Origin of the sequence: Kitasatospora sp. NPDC051984 (assembly GCF_044593455.1) — a bacterium.
Taxonomy (GTDB): Bacteria; Actinomycetota; Actinomycetes; order Streptomycetales; family Streptomycetaceae; genus Kitasatospora.
Genome location: NZ_JBIUCB010000019.1, coordinates 1 through 23,754, shown reverse-complemented (window position 1 = coordinate 23,754; position 23,754 = coordinate 1). Strand labels below are relative to the sequence as shown.

Below are 23,754 nucleotides of genomic sequence, written 5' to 3'. Positions count from 1 at the left end.
CCGCCCGATGGCGAACGGGCGGATGCCGCAGCGGCGTTGGCGGTCAGGTCCGCACGGCCTCCAGGAAGCCGTTGGTGGCGGTGCCGGTGCCGGTGGCGGGCGGCAGGGTGCGGCCGTGGGTGGCGGCGATGTCCTCGAGGGAGGTGAAGCGGGTGGTCCAGCCGTGGGCGTCGAGCCAGTCGGCCGTCCCGGGTCCGAGGCCGCCGCGCCACAGGGCGGTCATCTCGGTGAGGCCCTCCTCGACGGGCGTGCGGCTGACATCTCGGCCCTGTTCGACCAGCAGGCGGCTGCCGGTGGCGGACAACCCGCCGACGGTGGTGAGCAGTTGGGCTGCCTGGTCGGCGTCGAGGTAGACCAGCAGCCCTTCGGCGAGCCAGGCGGTGGGTTGCTCGGGGTCGAAGCCGGCGGCGCGGAGCCGTTCGGGCCAGTCGGGGCCGGTGAGGTCGGCGGGCAGCGCGGTGCGCTCGCACTGCGGTCGGGCGCCGTGGGCGGTGAGGACCTGCTCCTTGAAGGCGAGGACGGGCGGCAGGTCGATCTCGTACAGGCGGGTGCCGTCGGGCCAGGGCAGTCGGTGGGCTCGGGTGTCGAGGCCGGCGGCGAGCACGACGATCTGGCGGGTGTCGGCGGCGAGCAGCCGGTCGTCGTAGTGGCGGGTGCGCAGGATTCCGTGCATGAGCAGGCGGCGGGCGAGCGGTCCGAGCGGCTTGCCGTTGCCGGGGCGCGGCGGCTGGCCGGCGGCGGTGACGAAGGCGAGCGCGTAGGGGTCGACGAACAGCGGGTCGGGCTGGGCGCTCTCGTGGGCGCGGCCCCAGGCCACGGCAAGGGCGGTGCGGGACACGGGGCTCAGGCGATCGGCGGCGGGCAGGCCGGGGGTGACCGGCTCTTGGGTCGTCATGCCGGAAAACTACATCGGCACCGATGCATCTGTGAAGATGTATTCTGCCGCGCATGGACGGCGTACGACTGCTGCGGCTCGGCAAGCGACTGACCGAGCTCGGCCGGGAGATGGTCACCGACCACGCCTCGGCGACCCTCTCCCCCGGCGAGATCGCGGTGATCTCCGACGTGTACCGACACCCGGACACCTCGGTGCAGGACATCCGGGTCCGCACCGGCTTCGCCCAGAGCCACGTCTCCACCTCGGTCGCACGGCTACGCGAACGCGGCCTGCTGGACGCCGCGACCGACCCGGCGGACGGCCGCCGCACCCTGCTGCGCGCCTCCGAACTCGCCCGCGGCTACATCAGGGCCCGGGTCGCCCGACCGGCCGAACCCGTCATCGCCAGGGCCGTCCCCGACCCGGAGCAGGCCCGCCGGGTCGCCGAGCTGCTCGACGAACTGGCCGCACTGCTGCTCCCGCCGGACACCGAGGCGCGCACGCCCGCGCCGGACACCGAGGCGCGCATGCCCGCGCCGGACACCGACGCGCGAACGGGCGGACCCGGCCACCGTCGATGACCATGGACGGGTCGGGAACCCCTCGTCCCGCCATGGTCCGCACCGCCGAACAGGCCGTACCCCCGGCGGACCGTCCAGCCATCGGAGGCCGTCAATGATCAAGATCACCGAAATCCGCGAGTGGCGCGGGCACGACGTGGTCGACCAGGAGAGCAAGAAGATCGGCACCCTGGAGAACATCTACGTCGACACCGCCACCGACCTGCCCTCCTTCGCCACCGTCACGGTGGGCCCGATGTTCAGCAAGCGCCGCCTGGTGTTCGTGCCGGTCGCGGACGCGGTGGTCGGGCCGGACTACGTGCGGGTCCCGTACGACCGCAACCTCGTGAAGGGCGCGCCGTCCATCGACCCCGACGGCATCCTGGCCGCCGAACAGGAACCCGAGGTGTTCTCGCACTACAACCTCGACTACGCCACCGGCGCGGGCGGCGAACGGCGCCTCGCCCGCCGCTGACACCGCTGCGCGGGCAGCTGATACGGCTCAGGCGGCCAGGCCCGGCCGGTGCCGCTCGACGTCCGCCTTGAACGCGGCGAGTCCGTCGATGACGTGCCGGTCGGTGAAGCCGAGGCCCTCCACCAGGTGGTCCCAGAGGCCGTGCGGCTCGGTGTCCAGCTGCAGCATCACCCGGGTGCCGTCCTCCATGCCGGCCCCGGCGCGGTGGAACGTGACCACGCCGGAGTGCCCGGTCCGGTCCTCGCCGCCGCTCCAGGCGATCCGCTCCAGCGGCACCACCTCGGTGGCGGCGGCCCCGCGGCCCGCTCCGCCACGCATGCAGGCGGGCAGCGACACGCGATCGGTCCACGCGCGGTAGACCGCCTCGATCGGGGCGTCGATCTCCACGGATTCCTCGATCCGGCCCATAGTGTTCTCCTCTCCTCACCGAATGCGGCCGCCCGGCTGCGGTCCGCGTCCGCGCTGCGCCTGCCCCGTCCGCCGGCCGGCATGCACCGGCAGCCGGGGGGAGTGCAGGCACGGAAACTTCACACGTTTGCCAGGCATGACCCTCAGCCGATCGGGTACCCGGGGACGGACCGGCCGGAGACGAGGAAAGGAAAGGCATGCCTGTGCCCACTGATGAACTTCTCCTGTCCGCACCCGCCGGGGCGACCTCCGAGCCGCTCGGAGCGCCCTCGGCCGCCCAGGCCGACGCCCTCGCGGACCCGACCCACACGGACCGCGTTCTCGCGGACCCCGCCAGCGCCCTCGCGGACCCCACCCACGCCACGCCCGCCGACGCCCGCGAGCTGAGCCGCGTGCTGCTGCGCCGTCTGGCGGGCCTGGAGGAGGGCACCCGGGAGTACTCGTACGTCCGCAGCACGCTGGTGGAGCTGAACCTGACGCTGGTCCGGTTCGCGATCCGCCGCTTCGGCCGCACCAAGGAGCCGTACGAGGATCTGCTGCAGGTCGGCTCGGTCGGCCTGATCAAGGCCATCGACCGCTTCGATCCCGGCCTCGGGGTGGAGTTCACCACGTACGCGGTGCCGACCATCGTCGGCGAGATACGGCGCCACTTCCGCGACACCACCTGGTCCGTCCATGTGCCGCGCCGGCTCCAGGAGTTGCGCCTCGACCTGGCCAGGGCGCAGGACGCGCTGGCGCAGACGCTGGACCGCGAGCCGACCGTCGCCGACCTCGCCGCGCACCTGTCGCTGCCCGAGGAGCAGGTGATCGAGGGCCTGGCCGCAGCCAACGCGCACACCGCCGGCTCGCTCGACCTGACCGTCCCCGGCGAGAGCGACGGGCAGCAGCCCGCCGAACGCCTCGGCCGGGTGGACGGCGGGTACGGGCTGGTGGAGCACCTGGTCGCGCTGAAGCCGCTGATCGCCCAACTCCCGGAGCGCGAACGGCTGATCCTCTCGATGCGATTCACCGAGGACCTCACCCAGTCGCAGATCGGCGCCCGCCTCGGCCTGTCCCAGATGCACGTGTCCCGGCTGCTGTCCCGCACCCTGGCCAGGTTGCGCACCGGCCTGACCGCCGACGGCGACGAGATCTGACGTTACGTCAATTCCGCATAGCACAAGGGCTTTTGACCCCGACCACCCCACCGCACGGCGCACCCGGCCTCGACCGTCGCGCCCGCCGTGCGTATGGTCGAACCAGACCGGTCGAGGGAACAGGACAAGGATGCCAGCCGAGAACATGCCCGTGGCCCCCCTGGCGGTGGAGGTGCGGCACACGCCGTCGAACGCGGCGGTGTGCACGCTGTCGGGCGATCTGGACATCGAGACCCTGGAGCCCGCCCGGGAGGCGCTGGACCAACTGCTGGCCCAGCGCCTCCGGACGCTCGTGATCGACCTCGGGCGGGTCGACTTCTGCGACTCGTCCGGGCTGAACCTGCTGTTGCAGACCCGGATGACCGCGGCCGACACCGAACTGCCGTTCCGGCTCGCGGCGCTCTCCGGGCCGGTCCGGCACCTGCTCGAACTGACCGGCGCGAAAGCCGTGTTCACCATCCACGACACCGTGGACGCGGCCCTCGACGCCGACCGGTGAGACCCTCCGTCCGCGTACCGTCCGCCGCACCAGGCATAATCCGGCCCTGGCCGGGCAACCGACCCGTGAGCCTGCCGTCGAGACCGAAGGAAACCCGCCCGTGACGCCCAGTCGGGGAACCCTGGACGGCGACCGCCCGGACGCCGGCGCGGTCCTGCCCCCCGGCGGCCAGCGCCGCCGGCTGCGGCTGGCGGGCATCCCCCGGCCGGTGGCCCGGGCCCGCGCGTTCACCGCGGAGGCGCTCGCCGACTGGTCGTGGTCCACCCCGTCCGACGCCGGCCTCGGCGAGGACGTCGTTCTGTTGGTCGCCGAACTCGTCGGCAACGCCATGCTGCACGCCGGCGGCCCGCTCGAACTCGTCCTGGACGCCACCCCGGCCCGCCTGCGGGTCGAGGTCTCCGACGCCTCCTCCGTCCTGCCCGCCCTGCGCACCCCCCACCGCCCCGGCCTCCCCGGCGGTCACGGCCTGTACATCGTGCAACGTACCGCCGACCGCTGGGGCGCCGACCTGCACGCCCGCGGCAAGTCCATCTGGGCGGAAATCGACGCCTCCCGGCTACGCGCGTAGGCCGCGCGCGCCGGCAAACGCAAAGGCGGCCCCCTGCGATCGGAGGCCGCCTCTCTCTGCGCCGCTCACCGGCCGCGACTGCCTCACCGGCCGCGACTGCCTCACCGGCCGTGATTGCCTCACCGGCTGCGACTGCCTCACTGGCTGCGACTGCCTCACCGGCCGCGATTGCGTCGCCGCCGGCGCAGCATGTGCCGCCGTTCCTCCTCGGTGCGGCCGCCCCACACCCCGTAGCGTTCCCGGGTGGCGAGCGCGTGCCGCAGGCAGCGTTCGCGGACGGGGCAGCGGGCGCAGACCGCCTTCGCGGCCCGGTCGCGGTCGTCGTGGGCCTGGCCGCGCTCGCCGGCCGGGTGGAAGAACAGCCGGGCGTCGGCGGCCCGGCAGGCGCCCTGCAGCTGCCAGTCCCACTCCTCCTCGATGGCGGCGGGCAGACGGGAGATCACGGTCATCGGCTTCCTCCTGGCGATCAGACAGTCGGATCGGCGGACGAACTGGTGTGCCCGTCCGTGTAACCGCGATCCGCCGCCCGAACCGCCCTCGGCGCCGGTTCCTGCGAGGCTTGGGGGCCGCTCCGGTCAGTCCTCCTCGGGCTCCGGCGGCGAGGACACCGGCACGGCGAACTCGGGGCCGTCCTCCGCCGTCTTCTCGCTCTCGTCCGGCGGCGGCGAGCCCTCGGCGGTCATCTCGGCCTCCGGAGTCTCGGTGGGCGGCCACTCGTCGGCCGGTGCGTCGTGCGTTCCGTGCGTTCCGTGCGTGTGATGCGACATCTCGCCTCCCGCAGCAGTCGTCGCCCCCTCGTCTCCATGGTGCGTCCCGATCCGCCGCCGCACCCGGCCATCGCACTCCGCGTTCTTCCCGCAACGGACCGTCCCCGGCGTCCGGTTGGCGCCATCGCGACGACAGGCGCACGGTGGACGGGGGGCCCGTTGTCCGCTGTCGCGAGAGGAGAGTGTGGCCATGTCGTCCAAGCGACGCCGCAAGAAGAAGGCCCGCGCCAGGCACAAGGCGAACCACGGCCGTCGGCCCCAGTACTGAGGCCCACCCCCGTTCCCCAAGTGCCCAGCACCGAACGCCGACGATCCCGAAACGGCCGCCAATTCCGGACCCAGCCCCGGACGGCGGCCGCTTCCACGCCCTGCCGGCGCTCAGCTCACCGCGCTTCCCCGCCCGCCCGACGTCACCCGCCCGACGTCACCCGCCCCACGTCGCGCGTCCGACGTCACCCGCCCGACGTCACCCGCCCGCCCGACGTCACCCCGCCGTCCCGACGCGGGCCTCCGCCCGGGCGTGTGCGGCAGCCCTGATCGGGGACAGGCCGCAGGCCCACACCATCACCGCGCCGAGCAGCCGGGCCAGTGGGCGGTCCCAGAGGCGGCGTACCGGCCAGGGGCGGCGGATGCCGAGTTCGTTGCGGGCCCAGCCGGGCAGCAGCCCGACGGCCGCGTTGGTGAGCACCCGTACCGCGAGCCGCTCGCGCCGGCTGCGCCCGAAGCCTCGCAGGAGCGCAACGGCCTCCAACGCCTCGGGGCCGGCCCGCAGTTCGCCCCGCACCCGGGCCAGGTAGGCGGCGACCTCGGCGCGCGAGCCGGGCACCCCGTCCGCGCCGAGCAGCTCGCCGATCAGCGCCACCTCGGACAGGTACGCATCGCACCCGGCACCGGTCAACTTCCGTTGCCCGGAGAAGACTTGGTGCCCCAGCAGGAAGCAGGACACCTCCGCGGTGTGCACCCAGCAGAGCAGTTCGGGATCGTCGGCCCGGTACGGCCGGCCCGTCGCGTCGAAGCCCCGGACGTAGCGGTGGATGCGGCGCACGCCCGCGATCGCGGCCTCCGCGGCCGCGGAGGAGCCGAGCGTGGTGGTGGAGACGAACCGCGCGGTGCGGTGCAGCCGCCCGGTGGGGTCGGTGCGGTAGTCGGAGTGCTCGGCGACGGCGCGCATCGCCACGGGGTGCAGCGATTGGAGCATCAGCGCGGCGAATCCGCCGACCAGCATCCCGGCGGGGTGTTCGTGCACCCGCCACACCACGCTGGACGCACCGAACAGCCCGGGGTCGCCCAGCGGCCGGTCGTAGCGCTCCATATGAAGGTCAGCGCCGTGCACCGTCGCGTTGATCTCCCGCAACAGCCTCCGCCGCAGTACCTGAACCGGCCGCCGCCACCCGCCTGTCACCGCCGTGCACCTCCCGGCCCCTGATCTTCCCTGGTTCTCCCTGCCGCCACCCTACGCCGCGCGGCCCCGCCACCGAACGGGGCTGACAGCACACCCGGTGACCAGCTAGGATCACCGGCGATGACTACTCATGGATTGGAGGTCCCGTCCCTTCGAAGTGAGTGCTGATGCACGATACTTCGCTGATGGACGAGGACACTCGTACCTGCTTCTGGCCGCGCGTACGGCAGTTCGCCGTTCCCCCGGCCATGATCGATACCGCCACCGCCCGCCGCGAGGCCGGCGACTGGGGCGGCGCCTGCGCTGCTGCCCGGTTCGACGTGGAATTCGACGTCCGGGCCGTCGCCCGCGCGTACGGTTCCGAGCTCGCCGGTCAACTGCGCTCCGACCTACGCCACTTGGCTCCGGACCTGCTGCGCTGGCACCTGCCGCGGACGGCCCCTGACGGGCTGCTGCGGCCGGGGCTGCGCGCCACGCTCGCCCGCTACCCGCGGGACGGACCTACCGCGTTCCACCTGGTGGCGCACACCGCGCCGCGCCACGCGGCGTCGGACCAGCGGATCGAACTTTCGCTGTGGCACGCGGATGCCCCGGCAGGCCGCCCGCAGCCACGTTTCCGCCTCGACCTGCACCGACACCTCTGGGACGCCCGCCGCGCCCCCGAACTCGCCGACCGGACGAGCGACCTGACGGACAGTCAGTTCGCTAACACCGGATGGGAGTTCGAGGCACGGCTGCTGCGCAGGGCGGACGGGCTCCCGCCCGACACGCCGGTCGCGGTGCGGCTGTCCTCCCGCCGGTTCCTGCTGCTCGACCCCACCGACGGGGCCGTCGGCGCGGAACTGCGTGCGGCGCGCGGCCTGCCGGTGCTCCCGGACGCCGCCACCTGGGCCCCGCCCGACGTGTGGCTGCTGCGCTCGGGGGCGCTGGACGCCGACCGGTTGCATCCGCTGGTCGCGGCGGCGCTCGTCCCGGGCCACCGCCCGGCGCGCGCGGCGCCGCCGTCCTCGGCGGATCCGCTGCTGGTGGACTGCCGGGGCGCCCGCCACCGGCTCGCGCTGGTGGACGGCCGGCTCACCGCACTGGACCATCCGCCGGACCAACTGCGGCGCGAGGAACTGCTGTTGGCGTTCGGCGGCCCACCGCTGCCCTGCCTGCAGACCATCGACCGCGCGCACCGGAAGCCCGACGACCTGGACGCCATCGTGCAGCGGCTGCTGCACGGCGACCGGTCCGGCGCGCTCACGGCCGTCCGTCAAGTGATCGGCGGGGAAGCACCGTTGCTCCCCGGCCCGCTCGCCGACCGGCTCGCCGAGGACGACAGCCAACGGCAGACGGCCGCGCTGCACCGGGCCGGGCTCGACCCCGGCCGGCTTCGCCGTGCCCGCACAGCCGCACTCGCGCTGTCCGAACCGCTGCCGAACGGCCGCCCGCACCGTCCCCGCCCGCCACGCGGCCACCGGTGGTGCCTCCGCGCCGATTGCGCCTTCGCACACCGGCACTGACCTTCGCCCGGCGCAACCCGAAGCACCGGCATCCGACTCTTCCCTCCCCAGGTGATCACCCATGCCTTCCACCGCCCAACTCGCCGTCGCCGACAACCTGTTGAAGCTTCTCGCCGAGTCCACCACCGAACCCCGCCGGGACCTCCAGATCGAGGCCCTGACCCTCGCCGTCGCCGCCGATCTCCCCGTACTTCTCTGGGGCGAACCGGGCATCGGCAAGACCGCCGCACTGAACCAGCTCGCCGCCGAACTCGACCTGCCGCTCACCACGGTGATCGCCAGCGTGCACGAGCCGTCCGACTTCTCCGGCCTGCCGGTGATCGGCGCGGACCCGGCCACCGACGGTGTGCCGCTCGCCCCGCCGGACTGGGCGGTGCGCCTGGTCCGGCAGGGCCGCGGGCTGCTGTTCCTCGACGAACTCTCCACCGCCCCACCGGCCGTGCAGGCGGCGCTGCTCCGCCTGGTGCTGGAGCGCCGCATCGGGGCGCTGCAACTCCCGCCGGGCGTAAGGATTGTGGCGGCGGCCAACCCGCGCGCCTCGGCCGCCGACGGCTGGGAGCTGAGCGCACCGCTCGCCAACCGGTTCGTCCACCTCGACTGGATGCACGACCCGCAGGTGGTGGTGCGCGGCCTCGGCGGGGTGTGGCCGCGCGCCGAACTGCCCCGGCTGGACGCCGAACGGCTGCCCGCCGCCGTCGAGTTCGCCCGCCGCGCGGTGTGCGACCTGCTGACGGTGCGACCCGAACTGACCCACCGGCTGCCGTCCGCCGAAACCCGGCGCGGCAGGGCCTGGCCCTCGCCGCGCAGTTGGGAGATGACGGTGCGGCTGCTGGCGTTCGGTTCGGCCGCCGGCTCGTCCCGCGAGGTGCTGTCGATGCTGGTGCGCGGCACGGTCGGTGACGGGCCCGGCCTCGAACTGCTGGCCGTCGTCGACCGGATGGACCTGCCCGCCCCCGAGGACCTGCTCGCCGACCCGGACAACGCCGAACTGCCGGCCCGCGGCGACCTGCGGCAGACCGTGCTGGACGCGGTGGTCGCCGCCGTCCGCTCCCGGCCGACCCGGCAACGCTGGGACGCCGCCTGGGCGTTGATGGCTCGGGCGCTGCAGACCGGCACCGCGGACGTGCTGGTGGTACCCGTCACCACGCTCACCTCACTGCGCCAACCCGACTGGGAGGTACCGGCGTTGATCGAACGGTTCGCGGGCGCGCTGGAACTGTCCCGCCGGGCCGACCGGGCCGCCGCCCGGGTCAGCGCCGCCGCCGGCGCGGGCCGCCGATGAGCACGCACCGCCCGGCCGCGGGCCCATCGACACCGACCCCACCGGCGTCAACCGCGCCGAAGCCGCGCCCGCCGAAGCCCCGCCCCGCACCCGTCCCGCACCGGCCGCACGACCCGGAACAGTGCGCACCCCACCCGCGCGCACCCCACCCGCGCGCACCCCACCCGCGCGCGCCCCGCCCGGCCGGGCCGCCGCTGGACCTGGAGAAGCTGTACGCGGCCCGCCTGCAGGCGGTCCGGGCCCGCCCGTACCTGGCCACCGCGCTGTTCGCGATGCAGGTGGTCGAATCGGTGCAGGTGCCGACCATGGCGGTGGACCGGTACTGGCGCTGCTACGTCTCCCCCGCGTTCGTGGCCGCCCGGTCGGAGGAGGAACTCGCCTCGATCTGGGTGCACGAGGTCTCCCACCTGCTGCGCGACCACGCCGCCCGCGGCGACCGGGCGATGCGCAAGTACCGGCTGTATGGGCCGGAGGGCCGGCTGCGGATCAACCTGGCGGCGGACTGCGAGATCAACGACGACGTGTTCGGCGACGGCCTGGTCCGCCCGAAGGACGCCGTCTACCCGGAGACCCTCCGCCTGCCGCCGGGCCTGCTGATGGAGGAGTACCTGACGAGGTTCACGCTCGGCCCGCAAACCGACCTCACCGGCTGGGTGGAGTGCGGAAGTTGCGCGGACGGCCTGGACCGCGCGTGGGAGCTCGGCCCGGACGGCAGCCAGGGGCTCCAGCCGCACGAGAGCGACCTGGTCCGGTTCCGGGTCGCCGAGGGCATCCTCGGGCGGCCGGGCGAGACCCCGGCGGGCTGGCGGCGCTGGGCCCGGGAGGCGTTCCATCCGCCGCAGCCGTGGCGGGAGTTGCTCGGCGCGGCGGTCCGCTCGGCGGTGGCCGGCGCGGGCGCGGGCTCCGACTACACGTACGGCCGCCCGGCGCGCCGCGCCACCGCCCTTCCGGGCGTCGTACTGCCCGCGCTGCGCCACCAACTGCCGCGGGTGGCCGTGGTGGTGGACACCTCCGGCTCGGTCAGCGACCAGGAGCTGGGCACCGCGCTGCTGGAGATCGCCGCGATCGCCCGCACCCTCGGCGGGCGGCGCGAGCTACTGTCGGTGATCTCCTGCGACGCCGCCGCCGGGCAGGTCCAACGGATCGGCGGCGACGGCATGTTGACGCTGGTCGGCGGTGGCGGCACCGACCTGCGGGAGGGCTTCGCGGCCGCGCTGCGCCTGCGCCCCACCCCGGACGTGGTGGTGGCGCTGACGGACGGCCAGACGGCGTGGCCGTCCCGCCAGCCGGCCTGCCGGACGGTGGTCGGCCTGTTCCGCCGCCCCTCCCACATCAACGAGGACGATCCGAACTATCGGCCGGAGCGACCGCCGGAGTGGGCGCGGGTGGTTCAACTCGGCTGAGCACCACAGAAGTTCAGCTTAGCCGGAAGTGCAGGGTGTCGCCGGGGCGGGCCTGCGCGGCGGCGCCGAGGTCGGCCCGGCGGACCACCGCGATGACGGGGTAGCCGCCGGTGACGGGGTGGTCGGCCAGGAACAGGATCGGCCGCCCGGACGGCGGCACCTGCAGCGCCCCGCCGACCATGCCCTCGGAGGGGAGTTCGCCGGTGCGGGCGCGCTCCAGGGCGGGCCCGTCCAGCCGCATGCCGACCCGGTCGCTGTCGGGGGTGACGGTGTACGGCTCGGTGAGCAGGGTGCGCAGCGCGCCGGCGGTGAACCAGTCCTCGCGCGGGCCGGGCAGTACGTGCAGCACGGTGCGGTCGGCGGGGGCGGGTCGCGGGGCGTGGTCGGCGGTGGGCCAGCCGGTGGCGGCGTCGCCGAGGGGCAGCAGTTGGCCGGCCGTCAGCCGGTCGGGGCCGATTCCGGCGAGTGTGTCGGTGGCGCGCGAGCCGAGCACCGGGGGGACGTCCAGGCCGCCGCGGACGGCGAGGTAGACCCGCAGGCCGCGGGTGGGGGTGCCGAGGCGCAGCCGGGCGCCGGCGGGGACGCGCAGCGGGGTGCGGGCGGGGGCGGCGCGGCCGTCGATCCAGGCCGGGCAGTCGGCGCCGGTGAGCGCGCAGGTGGTGGCGCGGGGGAAGGCCAACTCGAGTCCGCCCATGGGCGCTTCGAGGCCGGCGGCATCCTCGGGGTTGCCGACCAGCCGGTTGGCCAGCCGCAGCGCGTCGCGGTCGGCGGCCCCGGCCCGGCCGACGCCGAGCGCGGCCAGCCCGGGGCGTCCGAGGTCCTGCACGGTGGCGCCGAACCCGGCGCGGACGACCAGCAGTTCGGCGCGCTTCATGCCCCACTCCCCGCACTCTCCGACACCTCGACGAAGCGGACGGCGGTGCCTGGGCGCAGTCGGGTGGGCGGGTCGGTGGCGGGGTCCCACAGGGTGAGTGCGGTGCTGCCGAGCAGGTGCCAGCCGCCGGGCGAGGGGCTGGGGTAGATGCCGGTGTACTCGTCGGCGACGGCGACGGATCCGGCGGGCACCCGGGTGCGGGGTTCGCTGCGGCGGGGCAGGCGCAGTTGCGGGTCGAGGCCGGTGAGGTAGGCGAAGCCGGGGGCGAAGCCGCAGAACGCGACGCGGTAGTGCGCGGCGGTGTGCCGTTCGATCACCTGGCGTTCGGTCAGCCCGGCGCGGGCGGCGACCTCCGCGAGGTCGGGTCCGTCGTAGCGGACGGGCACGCGGACGGCGTCGGGCTCGTCGCCGGCGAGGACGGCGGTTCGGGCGGCGGCGGTGTGCGGCAGGGCGGCGAGGGCGGCACGCAGGCGGTGCGGGTCGGTGACGCGGGGGTCGTAGCGGACCAGCACGGTGCGGGCGGCGGGGACGAGTTCGGTGACGCCGGTGGGTGGTGCGGTGCGCAGTGCACCGTGCAGCTGCTGGACCTGGTCGGCGGTGTCGACCTCGACCAGGACGGCGTCGCTCCCGCATGGCAGTACTCGCACCGGACCGTCCTGTTCCGTTCGCCCGGCCACTGCTGGGCCGTCCTCGGCTCAAGCTACCAAGCGTGCGACGGGTGCGGTGCGTACGCCGTACACCGGAGCGCGGTCCGCGCCGGACGGAGGCCGCGGCAGGCGGAGGCGGCGGCAGCAGGCGGACGCGGCAGGCGGAGGCGGCGGCAGCAGGCGGACGCGGCAGGCGGAGGCGGCGGCAGCAGGCGGACGCGGGAATGCCGTCCGCGGCCCCCGACCGCTCGGTGTGCGGGGGTCGCGGACGGTGCGCACGGCGCAGGCCACGCTCCCGCGCCGTGGGCCGCCCCGGTCTAGGCCGGGGTCGCTTCGCGTTCGGCGAGACGGCGCGCCTTGCGCTTGCTCAGGGGTTGGTCAGGGAGCCAGCCGAAAGCCAGAGTGCTGCCGACCAGGCCGAGCAGCAGGCCGATGAAGAACCCTCCGATGTTGGAGGTGATCCAGCTGCCGAGGGTGGCGAGGACCGCGACCAGGGAGTAGAAGAGCCGCTGCACGGGGTGGAAGATCAGCAGCAGTCCGCAGAGCACCATGAGGGTCGGGATGACGTAGCCGGCCAGGCCGAGCAGGCCGATGCGGATGACCATGTGCATCGGGGCTTTTTCGGTGAACAGGATCTCGGCGCCGGCCAGGGTGACCAGCAGGCCGCCCCAGAACGGGCGGCGGTCGCGCCAGCCCGCGAAGCCGGTGCGGGCGGGAACGGCCGGCGGGGCGTCCACGACGGGGTCTTCGGGACCGGTGGGCCGGGCGGCCGCGGTGTTCTCGGCCGCCCGGTCCGGTGCCGAGTCGAACTCAGCAGCCATCGGTGCTGAAGCTGAGGTGCATGTTGGGCAGCCGGAACACTCCGGCGGTGGTGGCGTAGTTCCGCTGGCGGAAGTGGTCGACGGTCACCTCGTCGCCCTGCTGGCCGAACATTCCGGGCGGGCCCTGGACGGGGCCCTTGTCGAAGGTGCTGGCGTCACGGCCGACTTCGAGGCCCTTGAACTCGGCCTCGCCGCTCATCAGGTCGGAGTCGGTGGTGAGGTTCTCCGCGTGCACCGGGGTGCCCTTGTCGCCCGCCGTGATCAGCAGGTTGATGCCGCCCAGGTTGACGCTCTGGCAGAGCTTGGTCAGGTCGGCCGACTTGACGGCGGTCTGGATCAGGAACAGCTGGCCGCCGGTGTCGCCGGCGTTCGGGCTGTTCTCGATCATGTTGTCCAGTACGCCGAACTGCGCGACCCCGGTGCCGTGCAAACGGTCGGCGGTGACCTCGAACGCCATGCCGGAGATGGCGAACTGGTTGGCGAGGACGTTCTGCGCGGTCAGGGTCACCAGGACGCCGGCGGTCACGCAGGCGGGTATCGCCATCAGTGCGGCGCGGCGCAGCCGGACCCGGCCACGCCCGGAGGGGGTGACTGCGGGTTGTTCTGCGGGGTGGGGCATGTGCAGCTCCAGAGGGTTCGAGTGGGGGTGCGCTGCTCGCGGGCGGTGAGGTCCTGGCGTGGACGGATGCGTCAACGAGCTTTTCTTGCAATGAAGTTGACGATCTTTCTCATACCTGCGAGCTGTCTGGAAGTTACCCCGGGGTACATGGCGGGTCAATACTTCGCGCACCGTCCCCACACATCTGAACGTCAGTCAACTCCTGTGACTGGAATGACCATTGGGGCGAGGAATCACTCGAACTCCGCTCACCGACCTGCCAACTTCCGCACATCTCCTTGACGTTGCCGTCCGACCCCCCATAGAACTTGGCGATGTACCCGGCGGTAACCCCGCGCTGTCAGGGCGCGGCCCCGGGTGATATTCCGCCTCGAATGTCGGCGCCCTCGCGACCCCGGGCGCCGCGCCCGACACCACGTCCCGCCCGGCACCACGTCCCGCCCCGGTACCACGTCCCGCCCCGGCGGTACGGACCGGCCCCGGTACCACGGACCGCCCGGCGGCAGGTGCGGTCGTACGCCTTCGGGCCAGTCGCTCGTGGCGTCGAGCGACCCACCCGATCGCCGAACACCCGTACGCCGCACCACTGTTGAAGCGTCCAGCACCGGCCGCCACCCCCCGACCCCTTGCCGTGAGGAGTTCCCCCACCATGCGCCGTACCCAGCCGGACCTCTCCGCCAGCAGCTCCGACCGCCCCGCCGCCCGCCGCGGCTCCCGGCGGCTGCTCGGCCGCCTCGCCGTCCCGGCCGCGCTGGCCAGTGCCGCGCTGCTGGCCGGCACCGTCCCGGCCTCCGCCGCCGCACCGGGCGGGCCGTACACCGGCATGGGCAACTGCCCGCTGACCGCGCCCGCTATGACGGACCCGGCGAACCTCCAGGTCGGCTGCATGGTGTCGGTCACCAATGGCGGCAAGTTCACCCTGGGCAGCACCGTGGTGCCGTTCAACTCCCCGATCAAGCTCCAGTTCGGCTTCTACTGGGACAAGTCCGGGCCCACGGTGACCTTCCCGGACGGCACCACCGCCAACCAGTACACCGTGGTGCCGCCCACCAACGCCCCGCTGATGAGCGCGCCGATGGTGGAGATCACCATCCCGGGCATCGCGAACTTCCTGCCGGGCATCACCAGCGTCTTCGCCCAGGTCGAACTGGCGGGCCCCGTCACCAAGTTCACCCCGATGGCGACCGGCGAGCCGTACCCCGTCTTCCAGCTGCCGATCAAGCTGCACCTGTTCAACGCGCTGTTCGGCCCGGACTGCTACGTCGGCTCCAACTCCGCGCCGCTGGTGCTGAAGCCCACCACCGGCACCACCGCCCCGCCCGCGCCGACCGCCCCCATGACCGGCGACCCGGGCACCGTCGACCTCAACATGGACCCGAACGGCCACAACGCGCTGGTGATCTCCGAGAACAACGCGAACCTGGTCGACAACACCTTCTCGGTACCCGGGGCCAACGGCTGCGGTCTGCTCGGTTCGCTCAACCAGATCATCAACTGGACCATGAACCTGCCCGCCACGCCCGGCAAGAACTCGGTGAGCTTCCAGCAGACCAACGCCAACTTCGCGCTGGACGAGAGCCTCTCCGACCTGACCGCCGCGATGGCCGCCAGCGCCGCCCACTGACCCGTTCGTGAAGCGGCCGCCGGCCGCTCCCCCACCGACTCGTGCCCGCCCCCGCGGGCGGGCACGCGCTCCGCACCCCCGGAGCAGCGCCCCGGCCACCCGGCCGCGGCCACCCTCACCGGACGCCCCACCCACCGGAAGGAACCCTCATGCGCAACCGTCTCGTCGCCGGCGCCGGCGCCCTGATCGCCGCCACCGCCCTGGTCGCCCTCCAGACCGGCACCGCCAACGCCACCGTGGCCGGGCCCCTGCTCTACACCAGCAGCGGCGTCGCCGTGAACGCCGGCGACGCGCTCTCCGCCGACCTGGTCACCGGCACCGCGGCGACCATGTTCAATCCCGGCACCACCACCGGCGTCACCTGCACCGCCTCCCACATCGGCGGCACCGTCGGCACCAACCCCCTCGTCTCCCCGACCACCAGCGGCACCGCGTCCGGCCCGGTCAACACACTGACGTTCAGCGGCTGCACCTCCAACGTGCCCGGCGTCACCGGCGTGATCAGCCTGACCATGAACAACCTGCCGTACACGCTCGCCATCTCCGACACGGCCGGCTACCCGGTGGCTCTCACCCCCTCCGCAGGCGTGATCCAGGCCACCGCCGTCCTCAAGACGCTTGCCGGAACCGCCACTTGCGTCCTGCACGCGAGCGTCCTGAACGGCAACGCCACCAACGTCCCGCCGCAGATCAACCTGGTCAAGCAGCTCCTCACCAAGACCTCCGGCCCGAGCATCTGCTTCCCGAGCATCGAGTTCACGGCCTCCTACGGCCCGGTCACCGACACCGCTCCGGGCAACGGCCAGGTCGTCCTCGTCAACTGACGCTCCGCACCCGGCACTTCGGCGCCGCGCCCTCCCCGGGGCGCGGCGCTCCGCCATAGCGGGACGTCAACTCTCCCTGCCCGTGGTGCGCGCCTGCACCCGCTCCCCCACCGGAAGGAACCCTCGTGCGCAACCGCCTCTTCGCCGCCGCCACCGCCCTGGCCGCCACCACCGCCCTGATCGCCCTCCCCGGCACCGCCGACGCCATGACCCGAACCCCGGCTCTCCACACGATCAACGTCGGCGGCCCGCTGTCCACGGACCTCGCCTACGGCACCGTGGCCACGATGTACAACCCGGGCACCACCACCGGCGTCAAGTGCACCGCCTCCCACATCGACGGCACACTCGCCGCCAACCCGAACACACCCACCCTGTCCGGCCCGGTCAACGTGCTGACGTTCAGCGGCTGCACCTCCAACGTGCCCGGCGTCACCTCGGTGACCAGCCTGACCATGAACAACCTGCCCTACACGCTCAGCATCTCCGACACGGCCGGCTACCCGGTGGCTCTCACCCCCTCCGCGGGCAGCGTGATCCAGGCCACCGCCGTCCTCAAGACGCTGGCCGGAAACGCCACTTGCGTCCTGCACGCGAGCGTCCTGAACGGCAACGTCACCAACGGCCAGACGCAGATCGACCTGGTCAAGCAGGTACTCACCAAGACCTCCGGCCCGAGCATCTGCTTCCCGAACATCGAGTTCACGGCCTCCTACGGCCCGGTCAGCCTATTCAACTGACGCTCCGCACCCGGCACTTCGGCGCCGCACCCGCCCCGGGCCGCGGCGCTCCGCCATGCCGGACCGTCAACTCTCCATGCCCGTGGTCCGCGCCCGCACCTGCACCCGTTCGCCCTGCGGAAGGAAGGAACCCTCGTGCGCAACCGCCTCCTCGCCGGCGCCGCCGCCCTGGCCGCCGCCACCGCCCTGATCGCCCTCCCGGCCGGCATCGCCGACGCCGACGCCTACGCCAGCGACGGCGCCGTTCTCTACACCGCCAACAACGTGCCCGTCAGCCCCGGCGACCCGATGTCGATCGACCTGACCAACGGCACCGTGGCGACGATGAACAACCCGGGCACCACCACCGGCGTCAAGTGCACCGCCTCCCACCTCTCCGGCTACGTCACCTCCAACCCCGCCGCCACCGGCTCCGCCACCGCGTCCAGCCAAATCAACGCGCTGACCTTCAGCGGCTGCACCTCCAACGTGGTCGGCGTCACCGGCGTGACCAGCCTGACCATGGACTACCTGCCCTACACGCTGAGCGTCACCGACTCGCCCGGCTACCCCGTCACGCTCGCCCCGGTGTCAGGCACCCAGCCCAAGGTCACCGCGATCCTCAAGACGGTGACCGGCACCGCCACCTGCATCTACCTCTCCACCGGGTCGGCCATTTACGCCAACGCCACCAACGTCCCGCCGCGGATCAACCTGAGCCTCCAGCGCTACGTCAAGATCGCCGGGCCGAGCATCTGCTCCGCGAACATCGACTTCACCGCCTCCTACGGCCCGGTCACGGACACCGCCCCGGGCAACGGCGGCATCGTCCTCGTCCAGTAACACCCCGCACCAGCCACCCCGGTGCCGCGCCCTCCCCGGGGCGCGGCACCCCGCCGCACCCTGGCCGGCACACGCCCCCGCTCCCTCTGCGGAAGGAACCCTCGTGCGCAACCGCCTCTTCGCCGCCGCCACCGCCCTGATCGCCCTGATCGCCCTCCCGGCCGGCACCGCCGACGCCGCGCCCAAGACCCCGGCCCTCCCCGCCGTCGGCAACCCGCTGTCCGCGGACCTCGTCCCCGGCACCGTGGTGACGATGTACTCCCCGGGCACCACCTCGGGCTTCAAGTGCACCGCCTCCCACCTCGGCGGCACGGTCGCCGCCGACCCGAACGCCCCGGGCACCTTGTCCGGCCCGGTCGACACGCTCACCTTCGGCGGCTGCACCACCAACATTCCCGGCTTCGTCTCCGTGACCAGCCTGACCATGGACAACCTGCCGTACACGCTCGCCGTCTCCGACGCGCCCGGCAACCCGCTCGTTCTCCTCCCGACCTCGGCGGGCTACCTCCAGGCCACCCTCGTCGCCAGGACGCTGGCCGGAAACCTCACGTGCGTCTTCCGCGCGAACGTCCTGAACGGTAACGCCACCAACAATCTGACGCAGCTCAACCTGAGCGCCCAGAACCTCACCAAGGCGGCCGGCCCGAGCCTCTGCTTCTCGTCCATCGACTTCTCCGCTTCCTACGGCCCGGTCACGCAAGGCGCCGCCGCTCTCGTCAACTGACGTTCCCGACCCGGAAGTTCGGCGCAGCGCCCGCACATGCACCTTCTCCCCCGACGGAAGGAACCCTCGTGCGCAACCGCCTCTTCGCCGCCGCCACCGCCCTGATCGCCCTGATCGTCCTCCCGGCCGGCACCGCCGGCGCCATGCCCAGAACCCCGGCCCGCCCCACCGTCGGCGGCCCGCTGTCCACGGACCTGGCCTACGACGATGCGACGCTGTTCTACCCGGGCACCACCAGTGGCACCAAGTGCGCCGCCTCCCACCTCGGCGGCACGCTCGCCGTCAACCCGAGCAGCCCGGGCACCCTGTCCGGCCCGGTCAACGTGCTGACGTTCAGCAGCTGCGTCTCCAACACCATCGGCGTTACCGCCGTGATCAGCCTGACCGTGGACAACCTGCCGTACACGCTCGCCATCGCCGACACGGCCGACTCCCCGCTGGTTCTCGCCCCCACGAGCGGCTCCATCCAGACCACCGTCGTCCTCAAGACGCTGGCCGGAGTCGCCACCTGCGTCTACCGCGCGAACTTCCTGAACGGCAACCTCACCAACAACCTCACGCAGATCACCCTGGTCAAGCAGCTGCTCACCAAGTCCTCCGGCCCGAGCATCTGCTACCCGAGCCTCGAATTCACGGCTTCCTACGGCCCGGTCAACCTCTTCAACTGACGCTCCACACCCGGCACTTCGGCTCCGCCCCCGCTCCCGGAGGCGGCGCTCCGCCCTGACGGCCCGTCAACTCTCCTTGCCCGTGGTCCGCGCCCGCACATGCACCCGCTCCCCCTGCGGTCCGAACAGGCTCAGGAACTCCACCGGCGTCGAGCCCGCGTTGGTGAACACGTGTGGCGTGCGGGTGTCGAACTCGGCCGCCTCGCCCGCCTTCAGCACCACGTCGTGCTCGCCGAGCCGCAGCCGCAGCTGACCGGACAGCACGTACAGCCACTCGTGGCCCTCGTGGGTGCGCTGCTCGGCGTCCTCCCGGGTCCCCGGCGGGACGATCGTCTTGTACGCCTGCATCCCGCCGAGGTTGCGGGCCAGCGGCAGGTACGTCCACCCGTGCCGGACGAACGGACGCAGCCGCACCCGCGGGTCGCCCGTCGGAGGTGCGTCCACCAGCTCGTCCAGCGCGACCCCGTGCGCCCGGGCCAGCGGCAGCAGCAGCTCCAGGGTCGGCCGGCGGCCGCCCGACTCCAGCCGAGACAGCGTGCTCACCGAAATGCCGGTCTCCTCGCTGAGCTGCGCGAGCGTGGTGCCGCGCTGCTGCCGGATCGCCCGCAGCCGCGGCCCTACCGCCGTCAGCACCGCCTCGAAGTCCTCACTCAACTCGGCACTCCTCCCGTTCGACATCCACTCACCCTCCATTTGCCACCTCAGCAACATTGTTTGTCAATCCGGCCACGGCGCCGCACCATCGATCCATGACCGCCACCCACCGCGATTCGCACCCGCACCCCGCCCGCCACCACGACGTCCTGGTCGTCGGCGGCGGCGCCGCCGGACTGAGCGGCGCCCTCGTCCTGGCCCGGGCCCGCCGCTCCGTCCTGGTCGTCGACGCCGGCCGGCCGCGCAACGCGCCCGCCGAGGGCGCCCACGGCCTGCTCGGCCAGGAGGGCGTGCCGCCCACCGAGCTGCTCGCCCGCGGCCGGGCCGAAGTCGCCTCGTACGGCGGCGAGTTCCACGACGCCGAGGTGCGCGGCATCACCCGGCAGCCGGACGGCGCCTTCCGCGCCGAGCTCTCCGACGGCAGCGCCGTGCACGCCCGCCGGGTGCTGCTGGCCACCGGCACCACCGACGTCCTGCCCGAACTGCCCGGCCTGGCCGAGCGCTGGGGCCGGCAGGTGCTGCACTGCCCGTACTGCCACGGCTGGGAGGTCCGCGACCGCCGGATCGCGGTGCTCGCCACCGAGCCCGCCGTCGCCGTCCACCAGGCGCTGCTGTGGCGCCAGTGGAGCTCCGACGTCACGCTGCTCGCCCACAATGCCGGCCCGTTCACCGAGCAGCAGCGGCGCGAACTCGCCGCCCGCGGCATCACCGTGCACACCGGCGAGGTCGTCGCCGTCCTCCCCGAGAACGAGGCCGACGCGCTCACCGGCGTCCGGCTCGCCGACGGCGCTGTGATCGACTGCGACGCGCTCGGCGTCGGCACCGGCCTCGCCGTGCGCGCACCGTTCCTCGCCGGTCTCGGGCTCACCCCGACCGCGCTGGTCCGCGACGGCGTCAAGCTGGGCGAACGCCTCGCCACCACCGACCCGGCCGGCGCCACCGAGGCCCCGGGCGTGTGGGCGGTCGGCAACCTCACCGACCCGATGGCCCAGGTCGCCGTCGCCGCCGCCGACGGCCTGCGGGCCGCCGCCGCCATCAACGCCGACCTGATCGCCGAGGAGACCCGACTCGCCGTCGAGGCCGTCGAGTTCTGGGAGAACCGTTACGGCGAGAGCGAGCAGATCTGGAGCGGCCGGCCAAACGCCTCGCTCACCCACGAGGTCACCGGCCTCGCCCCCGGCCACGCCCTCGACCTCGGCTGCGGCGAGGGCGGCGACGCGATCTGGCTGGCCCAGCAGGGCTGGCAGGTCACCGCCGTCGACATCTCCCAGGTCGCCCTGGACCGGGCCGCCGCCCGCGCCGCGGCCGCCGGCGTCGCCGACCGGATCAGCTGGCAGCGCACCGACCTGGCAAACGCTTTCCCGTCCGGTTCCTACGACCTGGTCTCGGCCCAATTCCTGCACTCCCCAGCCGAGTTCCCGCGCGAGCGGGTGCTGCGCCGCGCCGCCGACGCGGTCGCCCCTGGCGGCACCCTGCTGATCGTCAGCCACGCCGTCGCCCCCGCCCGGCACCAGAACCACGCCCCCGACGAGGCGCACCCGCAGGACGGCGCGCACACCCACGACCACGCGCACAACGACGGCGCGCACACCCACGACCACGCGCACGACCATGCGCACAACGACGACGAGCACAACCACAAGCACGCCGGGATGACCTTCCCCACCCCCGCCGAGGTGCTCGACTCCCTGCACCTGGCCCCGGGCGCCTGGACGGTGGAGCGCGCCGAGGAGCACCCCCGGCGCGACCACCCCGAGCACCCCGTCACCGACCCCGACGCCCGCCCGCACCGCGACTCCACGGTCCGCCTGCGCCGCGCGGCCTGAACCGCCCCGCACTCCCCTCACTACGGCCGCCGCCCGCGCACGCACGCGGGCGGCCCCTTCTCGTCCACCCGCCCGTTCTCGTCCACCCGCCCGACGCGCCACCCACCCGACGCGCCACCCACCCGACGCGCCACCCACCCGACCAGCCACCCACCCGACCAGCCACTTACCCGCCGAGCCACCCGCCCGACCGGCCGTCCGCCCTATGATCACGGCGTGCCCGCAATCCGCCCCGCGTCCCGTCCCAGGTTCCGCCCCGGCTTCCGCAAGGCCCTGGCCAACCACGAGGGCGCGGTGCTGCGTTGGCTGTCGATCGCGTTCCGCGTCGCCGCCGTGCTGCTCCTGCCGTGGATCGTCGACCTGGCCCTGAACGTCCGCGGCCACTTCGGTGCCCGCAACCTCTCCAACTCCTGGGTCTGGCTGGACCTGATCGAATCCGCCGCGCTGCTCTCGCTGGCCTCCCTGGTCCACCGCCGCCACCGCGCCACCAGCCCGATCGCTTCGGCCACCGCCGTCCTGCTGGCCATGGACGCGTTCTTCGACCTCTGGTCCGCCCACCGCGGCGACGCCTTCCGCACCGCCGAGATATTCGCCTACGTCGCCGAACTCCCCAGCGCCGCCCTGCTCGCCCTCCTCTCCTGGTACTCCCTGCCCTGGGCCGCCGCGCTCCGCCCGACCCCGATCACCTGACACTCAGTTCCCTCAGCCAGGACACCGAGTCCCCTATCACTCCACTTGACCCCGCCGAAGAGTGGATCTGTGGCACGGAGTGTGGTCTAGTGGGGGTACTGAGTTCCCTCCGCGCCGTGAAAGGACAAGGTGGCCGTGAGCTTGAGGATCGTTGTCTGTGTGAAGTACGTGCCCGACGCGACCGGTGATCGTCGCTTCGCGGACGATGCGACCACCGATCGGGAGGGCGTGGACGGCCTCCTGTCGGAGCTGGACGAGTACGGCGTCGAGCAGGCGCTGCGGATCGCGGAGGCGAACGACGGCGCCGAGGTGACGGTGCTGACGGTGGGCCCGGACGACGCGAAGGACGCGCTGCGCAAGGCGCTGTCGATGGGCGCGGACAAGGCCGTGCACGTCAACGACGACGACATCCACGGCACGGATGTGATGGGCACCTCGGCGATCCTGGCCGCGGCGCTGGAGAAGACCGGGTACGACCTGGTGGTGTGCGGCATGGCGTCGACCGACGGCACGATGGGCGTGCTGCCCGCTCTGCTCGCGGAGCGCCTGGGTGTCGCGCAGGCCACGCTGCTGTCGGAGGTCTCGGTCTCGGGTGGCACGGTGACCGGTCGCCGGGACGGCGACGCGGCGACGGAGACGGTGCAGGCGGCGCTGCCGGCGGTGGTGTCGGTGACCGACCAGTCCGGTGAGGCCCGTTACCCGTCGTTCAAGGGCATCATGGCCGCGAAGAAGAAGCCGGTGACCTCCTTCGACCTGGACGACCTGGGCATCGACGCCGACGCGGTGGGTCTCGCGGGCGCGTGGACGAAGGTCGCGGACATCACCGCCCGCCCCGCGCGGAGCAAGGGCGTCATCGTGACCGACGAGGGCGACGGCGGCACGAAGCTCGCCACCTACCTCGCCGAGCAGAAGTTCATCTGACGGGCCGCCAGGAACCATCGAAGGATACGGAGTTAGTCATGAGTGAGATCCTGGTCCTGGTCGACCACGCCGACGGCGCGGTGCGCAAGCCCGCCCTGGAACTGCTGACCCTGGCCCGCCGCCTCGGCACCCCCTCCGCCGTGGTCCTCGGCGCCGGCGACAGCGCCGCGGGCATCGCCGCCAAGGCCGCCGAGTACGGCGCGGCGAAGGTCTACACCGCCGACGCCGACGAGTTCACCACCCTCCTCGTCGTCCCCAAGGTCGACGCCCTCACCCAGATCGCCAAGGCGACCGGTGCCGCCGCCGTGCTGGTCACCTCCAGCGGCGAGGGCAAGGAGATCGCCGCCCGCACCGCGCTGCGGCTGGGTTCGGGTCTGATCACCGACGCGGTCGACCTGGAGGCCGGCGAGAGCGGTCC

At 73.3% G+C, this 23,754-nt stretch carries 27 protein-coding genes and 1 pseudogene; 18 read left to right on the top strand and 10 right to left on the bottom strand.

The features are described 5' to 3' along the window. Positions 1 to 43: 43 nt before the first annotated feature. Positions 44 to 895, bottom strand: a complete 852-nt coding sequence (locus ACIHEI_RS28590) for an SAM-dependent methyltransferase (RefSeq protein WP_396608674.1) — start codon at positions 893 to 895, stop codon at positions 44 to 46. A 53-nt stretch (positions 896 to 948) separates the two neighbouring features. On the opposite strand from ACIHEI_RS28590, the gene ACIHEI_RS28585 reads away from it, so the two are divergent. Beyond that, a complete protein-coding gene (locus ACIHEI_RS28585) occupies positions 949 to 1,458 on the top strand; it encodes a MarR family winged helix-turn-helix transcriptional regulator (protein ID WP_396608673.1) in 510 nt (169 codons plus the stop codon). A 94-nt stretch (positions 1,459 to 1,552) separates the two neighbouring features. Beyond that, positions 1,553 to 1,912 carry a PRC-barrel domain-containing protein gene (locus ACIHEI_RS28580; RefSeq protein ID WP_387649843.1) on the top strand — a complete coding sequence of 120 codons (360 nt, stop codon included), beginning with the start codon at positions 1,553 to 1,555 and terminating at the stop codon, positions 1,910 to 1,912. A gap of 27 nt (positions 1,913 to 1,939) precedes the next feature. On the opposite strand, the gene ACIHEI_RS28575 is transcribed toward ACIHEI_RS28580, so the two are convergent. Next, entirely contained in the window at positions 1,940 to 2,320 is a 381-nt protein-coding gene (locus ACIHEI_RS28575) for a cyclase (protein ID WP_396608672.1), read from the bottom strand. A gap of 197 nt (positions 2,321 to 2,517) precedes the next feature. On the opposite strand from ACIHEI_RS28575, the gene ACIHEI_RS28570 reads away from it, so the two are divergent. The 3 genes from ACIHEI_RS28570 (at position 2,518) to ACIHEI_RS28560 (ending at position 4,523) form a co-directional block, all read left to right on the top strand. Beyond that, the gene (locus ACIHEI_RS28570; protein WP_396608671.1) at positions 2,518 to 3,456 is read left to right on the top strand and encodes an RNA polymerase sigma factor SigF; all 939 of its coding nucleotides are present in this window, start codon (positions 2,518 to 2,520) and stop codon (positions 3,454 to 3,456) included. Between the two features lie 145 nt (positions 3,457 to 3,601). After that, on the top strand, positions 3,602 to 3,955 hold the full coding sequence (locus ACIHEI_RS28565; RefSeq protein ID WP_387649835.1) for an STAS domain-containing protein: 354 nt from the start codon (positions 3,602 to 3,604) through the stop codon (positions 3,953 to 3,955). 100 nt (positions 3,956 to 4,055) lie between these two features. Continuing rightward, entirely contained in the window at positions 4,056 to 4,523 is a 468-nt protein-coding gene (locus ACIHEI_RS28560; protein WP_396608670.1) for an ATP-binding protein, read from the top strand. 155 nt (positions 4,524 to 4,678) lie between these two features. Here the strand turns inward: ACIHEI_RS28560 and ACIHEI_RS28555 are convergent, their stop codons facing one another. The 3 genes from ACIHEI_RS28555 to ACIHEI_RS28545 form a co-directional block, all read right to left on the bottom strand. Next, positions 4,679 to 4,972: a WhiB family transcriptional regulator gene (locus ACIHEI_RS28555; protein WP_396608669.1), complete on the bottom strand. Its 294-nt coding sequence runs from the start codon at positions 4,970 to 4,972 to the stop codon at positions 4,679 to 4,681. A gap of 126 nt (positions 4,973 to 5,098) precedes the next feature. Next, the gene (locus ACIHEI_RS28550; protein WP_387649827.1) at positions 5,099 to 5,290 is read right to left on the bottom strand and encodes a hypothetical protein; all 192 of its coding nucleotides are present in this window, start codon (positions 5,288 to 5,290) and stop codon (positions 5,099 to 5,101) included. A 484-nt stretch (positions 5,291 to 5,774) separates the two neighbouring features. Then, on the bottom strand, positions 5,775 to 6,644 hold the full coding sequence (locus tag ACIHEI_RS28545; RefSeq protein ID WP_396608668.1) for an oxygenase MpaB family protein: 870 nt from the start codon (positions 6,642 to 6,644) through the stop codon (positions 5,775 to 5,777). Positions 6,645 to 6,877: 233 nt separating this feature from the next. Between ACIHEI_RS28545 and ACIHEI_RS28540 the strand changes: the two genes are divergently transcribed. From ACIHEI_RS28540 to ACIHEI_RS28530, 3 genes are all read left to right on the top strand, one after another. Continuing rightward, on the top strand, positions 6,878 to 8,197 hold the full coding sequence (locus ACIHEI_RS28540) for a hypothetical protein (protein ID WP_396608667.1): 1,320 nt from the start codon (positions 6,878 to 6,880) through the stop codon (positions 8,195 to 8,197). 61 nt (positions 8,198 to 8,258) lie between these two features. Then, positions 8,259 to 9,479: an AAA family ATPase gene (locus ACIHEI_RS28535; RefSeq protein WP_396608666.1), complete on the top strand. Its 1,221-nt coding sequence runs from the start codon at positions 8,259 to 8,261 to the stop codon at positions 9,477 to 9,479. After that, positions 9,476 to 10,882 (top strand): VWA-like domain-containing protein, encoded by a 1,407-nt coding sequence (locus ACIHEI_RS28530; RefSeq protein WP_396608665.1) that lies wholly within the window; start codon positions 9,476 to 9,478, stop codon positions 10,880 to 10,882. The genes ACIHEI_RS28535 and ACIHEI_RS28530 overlap by 4 nt, the downstream gene beginning before the upstream one ends. 13 nt (positions 10,883 to 10,895) lie before the next feature. Here the strand turns inward: ACIHEI_RS28530 and ACIHEI_RS28525 are convergent, their stop codons facing one another. The 4 genes from ACIHEI_RS28525 to ACIHEI_RS28510 form a co-directional block, all read right to left on the bottom strand. Further along, positions 10,896 to 11,756 carry a biotin-dependent carboxyltransferase family protein gene (locus ACIHEI_RS28525; RefSeq protein WP_396608664.1) on the bottom strand — a complete coding sequence of 287 codons (861 nt, stop codon included), beginning with the start codon at positions 11,754 to 11,756 and terminating at the stop codon, positions 10,896 to 10,898. After that, entirely contained in the window at positions 11,753 to 12,403 is a 651-nt protein-coding gene (locus ACIHEI_RS28520) for an allophanate hydrolase subunit 1 (RefSeq protein ID WP_396608663.1), read from the bottom strand. Before ACIHEI_RS28520 ends, ACIHEI_RS28525 begins: the two co-directional genes overlap by 4 nt. Positions 12,404 to 12,720: 317 nt before the next feature. Continuing rightward, on the bottom strand, positions 12,721 to 13,224 hold the full coding sequence (locus ACIHEI_RS28515; protein ID WP_396608662.1) for a DUF6114 domain-containing protein: 504 nt from the start codon (positions 13,222 to 13,224) through the stop codon (positions 12,721 to 12,723). Then, a complete protein-coding gene (locus ACIHEI_RS28510) occupies positions 13,214 to 13,843 on the bottom strand; it encodes a DUF6230 family protein (RefSeq protein ID WP_392951006.1) in 630 nt (209 codons plus the stop codon). The genes ACIHEI_RS28515 and ACIHEI_RS28510 overlap by 11 nt, the downstream gene beginning before the upstream one ends. A 649-nt stretch (positions 13,844 to 14,492) precedes the next feature. Between ACIHEI_RS28510 and ACIHEI_RS28505 the strand changes: the two genes are divergently transcribed. From ACIHEI_RS28505 to ACIHEI_RS28480, 6 genes are all read left to right on the top strand, one after another. Continuing rightward, positions 14,493 to 15,467, top strand: a complete 975-nt coding sequence (locus ACIHEI_RS28505) for a hypothetical protein (protein ID WP_396608661.1) — start codon at positions 14,493 to 14,495, stop codon at positions 15,465 to 15,467. Between the two features lie 149 nt (positions 15,468 to 15,616). After that, positions 15,617 to 16,291, top strand: coding sequence for a Tat pathway signal sequence domain protein (locus ACIHEI_RS28500; RefSeq protein WP_387649802.1), 675 nt, complete (start codon positions 15,617 to 15,619; stop codon positions 16,289 to 16,291). 125 nt (positions 16,292 to 16,416) lie between these two features. Next, positions 16,417 to 17,031 carry a Tat pathway signal sequence domain protein gene (locus tag ACIHEI_RS28495; RefSeq protein WP_396608660.1) on the top strand — a complete coding sequence of 205 codons (615 nt, stop codon included), beginning with the start codon at positions 16,417 to 16,419 and terminating at the stop codon, positions 17,029 to 17,031. 135 nt (positions 17,032 to 17,166) lie between these two features. Further along, entirely contained in the window at positions 17,167 to 17,853 is a 687-nt protein-coding gene (locus ACIHEI_RS28490; RefSeq protein WP_396608659.1) for a Tat pathway signal sequence domain protein, read from the top strand. A 103-nt stretch (positions 17,854 to 17,956) separates the two neighbouring features. Beyond that, entirely contained in the window at positions 17,957 to 18,577 is a 621-nt protein-coding gene (locus ACIHEI_RS28485) for a Tat pathway signal sequence domain protein (protein WP_396608658.1), read from the top strand. Positions 18,578 to 18,645: 68 nt separating this feature from the next. Continuing rightward, complete coding sequence (locus tag ACIHEI_RS28480) at positions 18,646 to 19,245, top strand: Tat pathway signal sequence domain protein (RefSeq protein ID WP_396608657.1); 600 nt, start codon at positions 18,646 to 18,648, stop codon at positions 19,243 to 19,245. Positions 19,246 to 19,311: 66 nt separating this feature from the next. Here the strand turns inward: ACIHEI_RS28480 and ACIHEI_RS28475 are convergent, their stop codons facing one another. Next, on the bottom strand, positions 19,312 to 19,923 hold the full coding sequence (locus ACIHEI_RS28475; RefSeq protein WP_387649792.1) for a helix-turn-helix domain-containing protein: 612 nt from the start codon (positions 19,921 to 19,923) through the stop codon (positions 19,312 to 19,314). 71 nt (positions 19,924 to 19,994) lie between these two features. On the opposite strand from ACIHEI_RS28475, the gene ACIHEI_RS28470 reads away from it, so the two are divergent. The 4 genes and pseudogenes from ACIHEI_RS28470 to ACIHEI_RS28455 all read left to right on the top strand — a co-directional run. Continuing rightward, positions 19,995 to 21,725 (top strand): FAD-dependent oxidoreductase, encoded by a 1,731-nt coding sequence (locus tag ACIHEI_RS28470; RefSeq protein ID WP_396608656.1) that lies wholly within the window; start codon positions 19,995 to 19,997, stop codon positions 21,723 to 21,725. A gap of 216 nt (positions 21,726 to 21,941) precedes the next feature. Beyond that, positions 21,942 to 22,415: a hypothetical protein gene (locus ACIHEI_RS28465; RefSeq protein ID WP_392950986.1), complete on the top strand. Its 474-nt coding sequence runs from the start codon at positions 21,942 to 21,944 to the stop codon at positions 22,413 to 22,415. Positions 22,416 to 22,550: 135 nt separating this feature from the next. Beyond that, positions 22,551 to 23,336 carry an electron transfer flavoprotein subunit beta/FixA family protein gene (locus tag ACIHEI_RS28460; RefSeq protein WP_387909780.1) on the top strand — a complete coding sequence of 262 codons (786 nt, stop codon included), beginning with the start codon at positions 22,551 to 22,553 and terminating at the stop codon, positions 23,334 to 23,336. 38 nt (positions 23,337 to 23,374) lie between these two features. Further along, positions 23,375 to 23,754: pseudogene (locus tag ACIHEI_RS28455) on the top strand (electron transfer flavoprotein subunit alpha/FixB family protein); the annotation flags it as partial.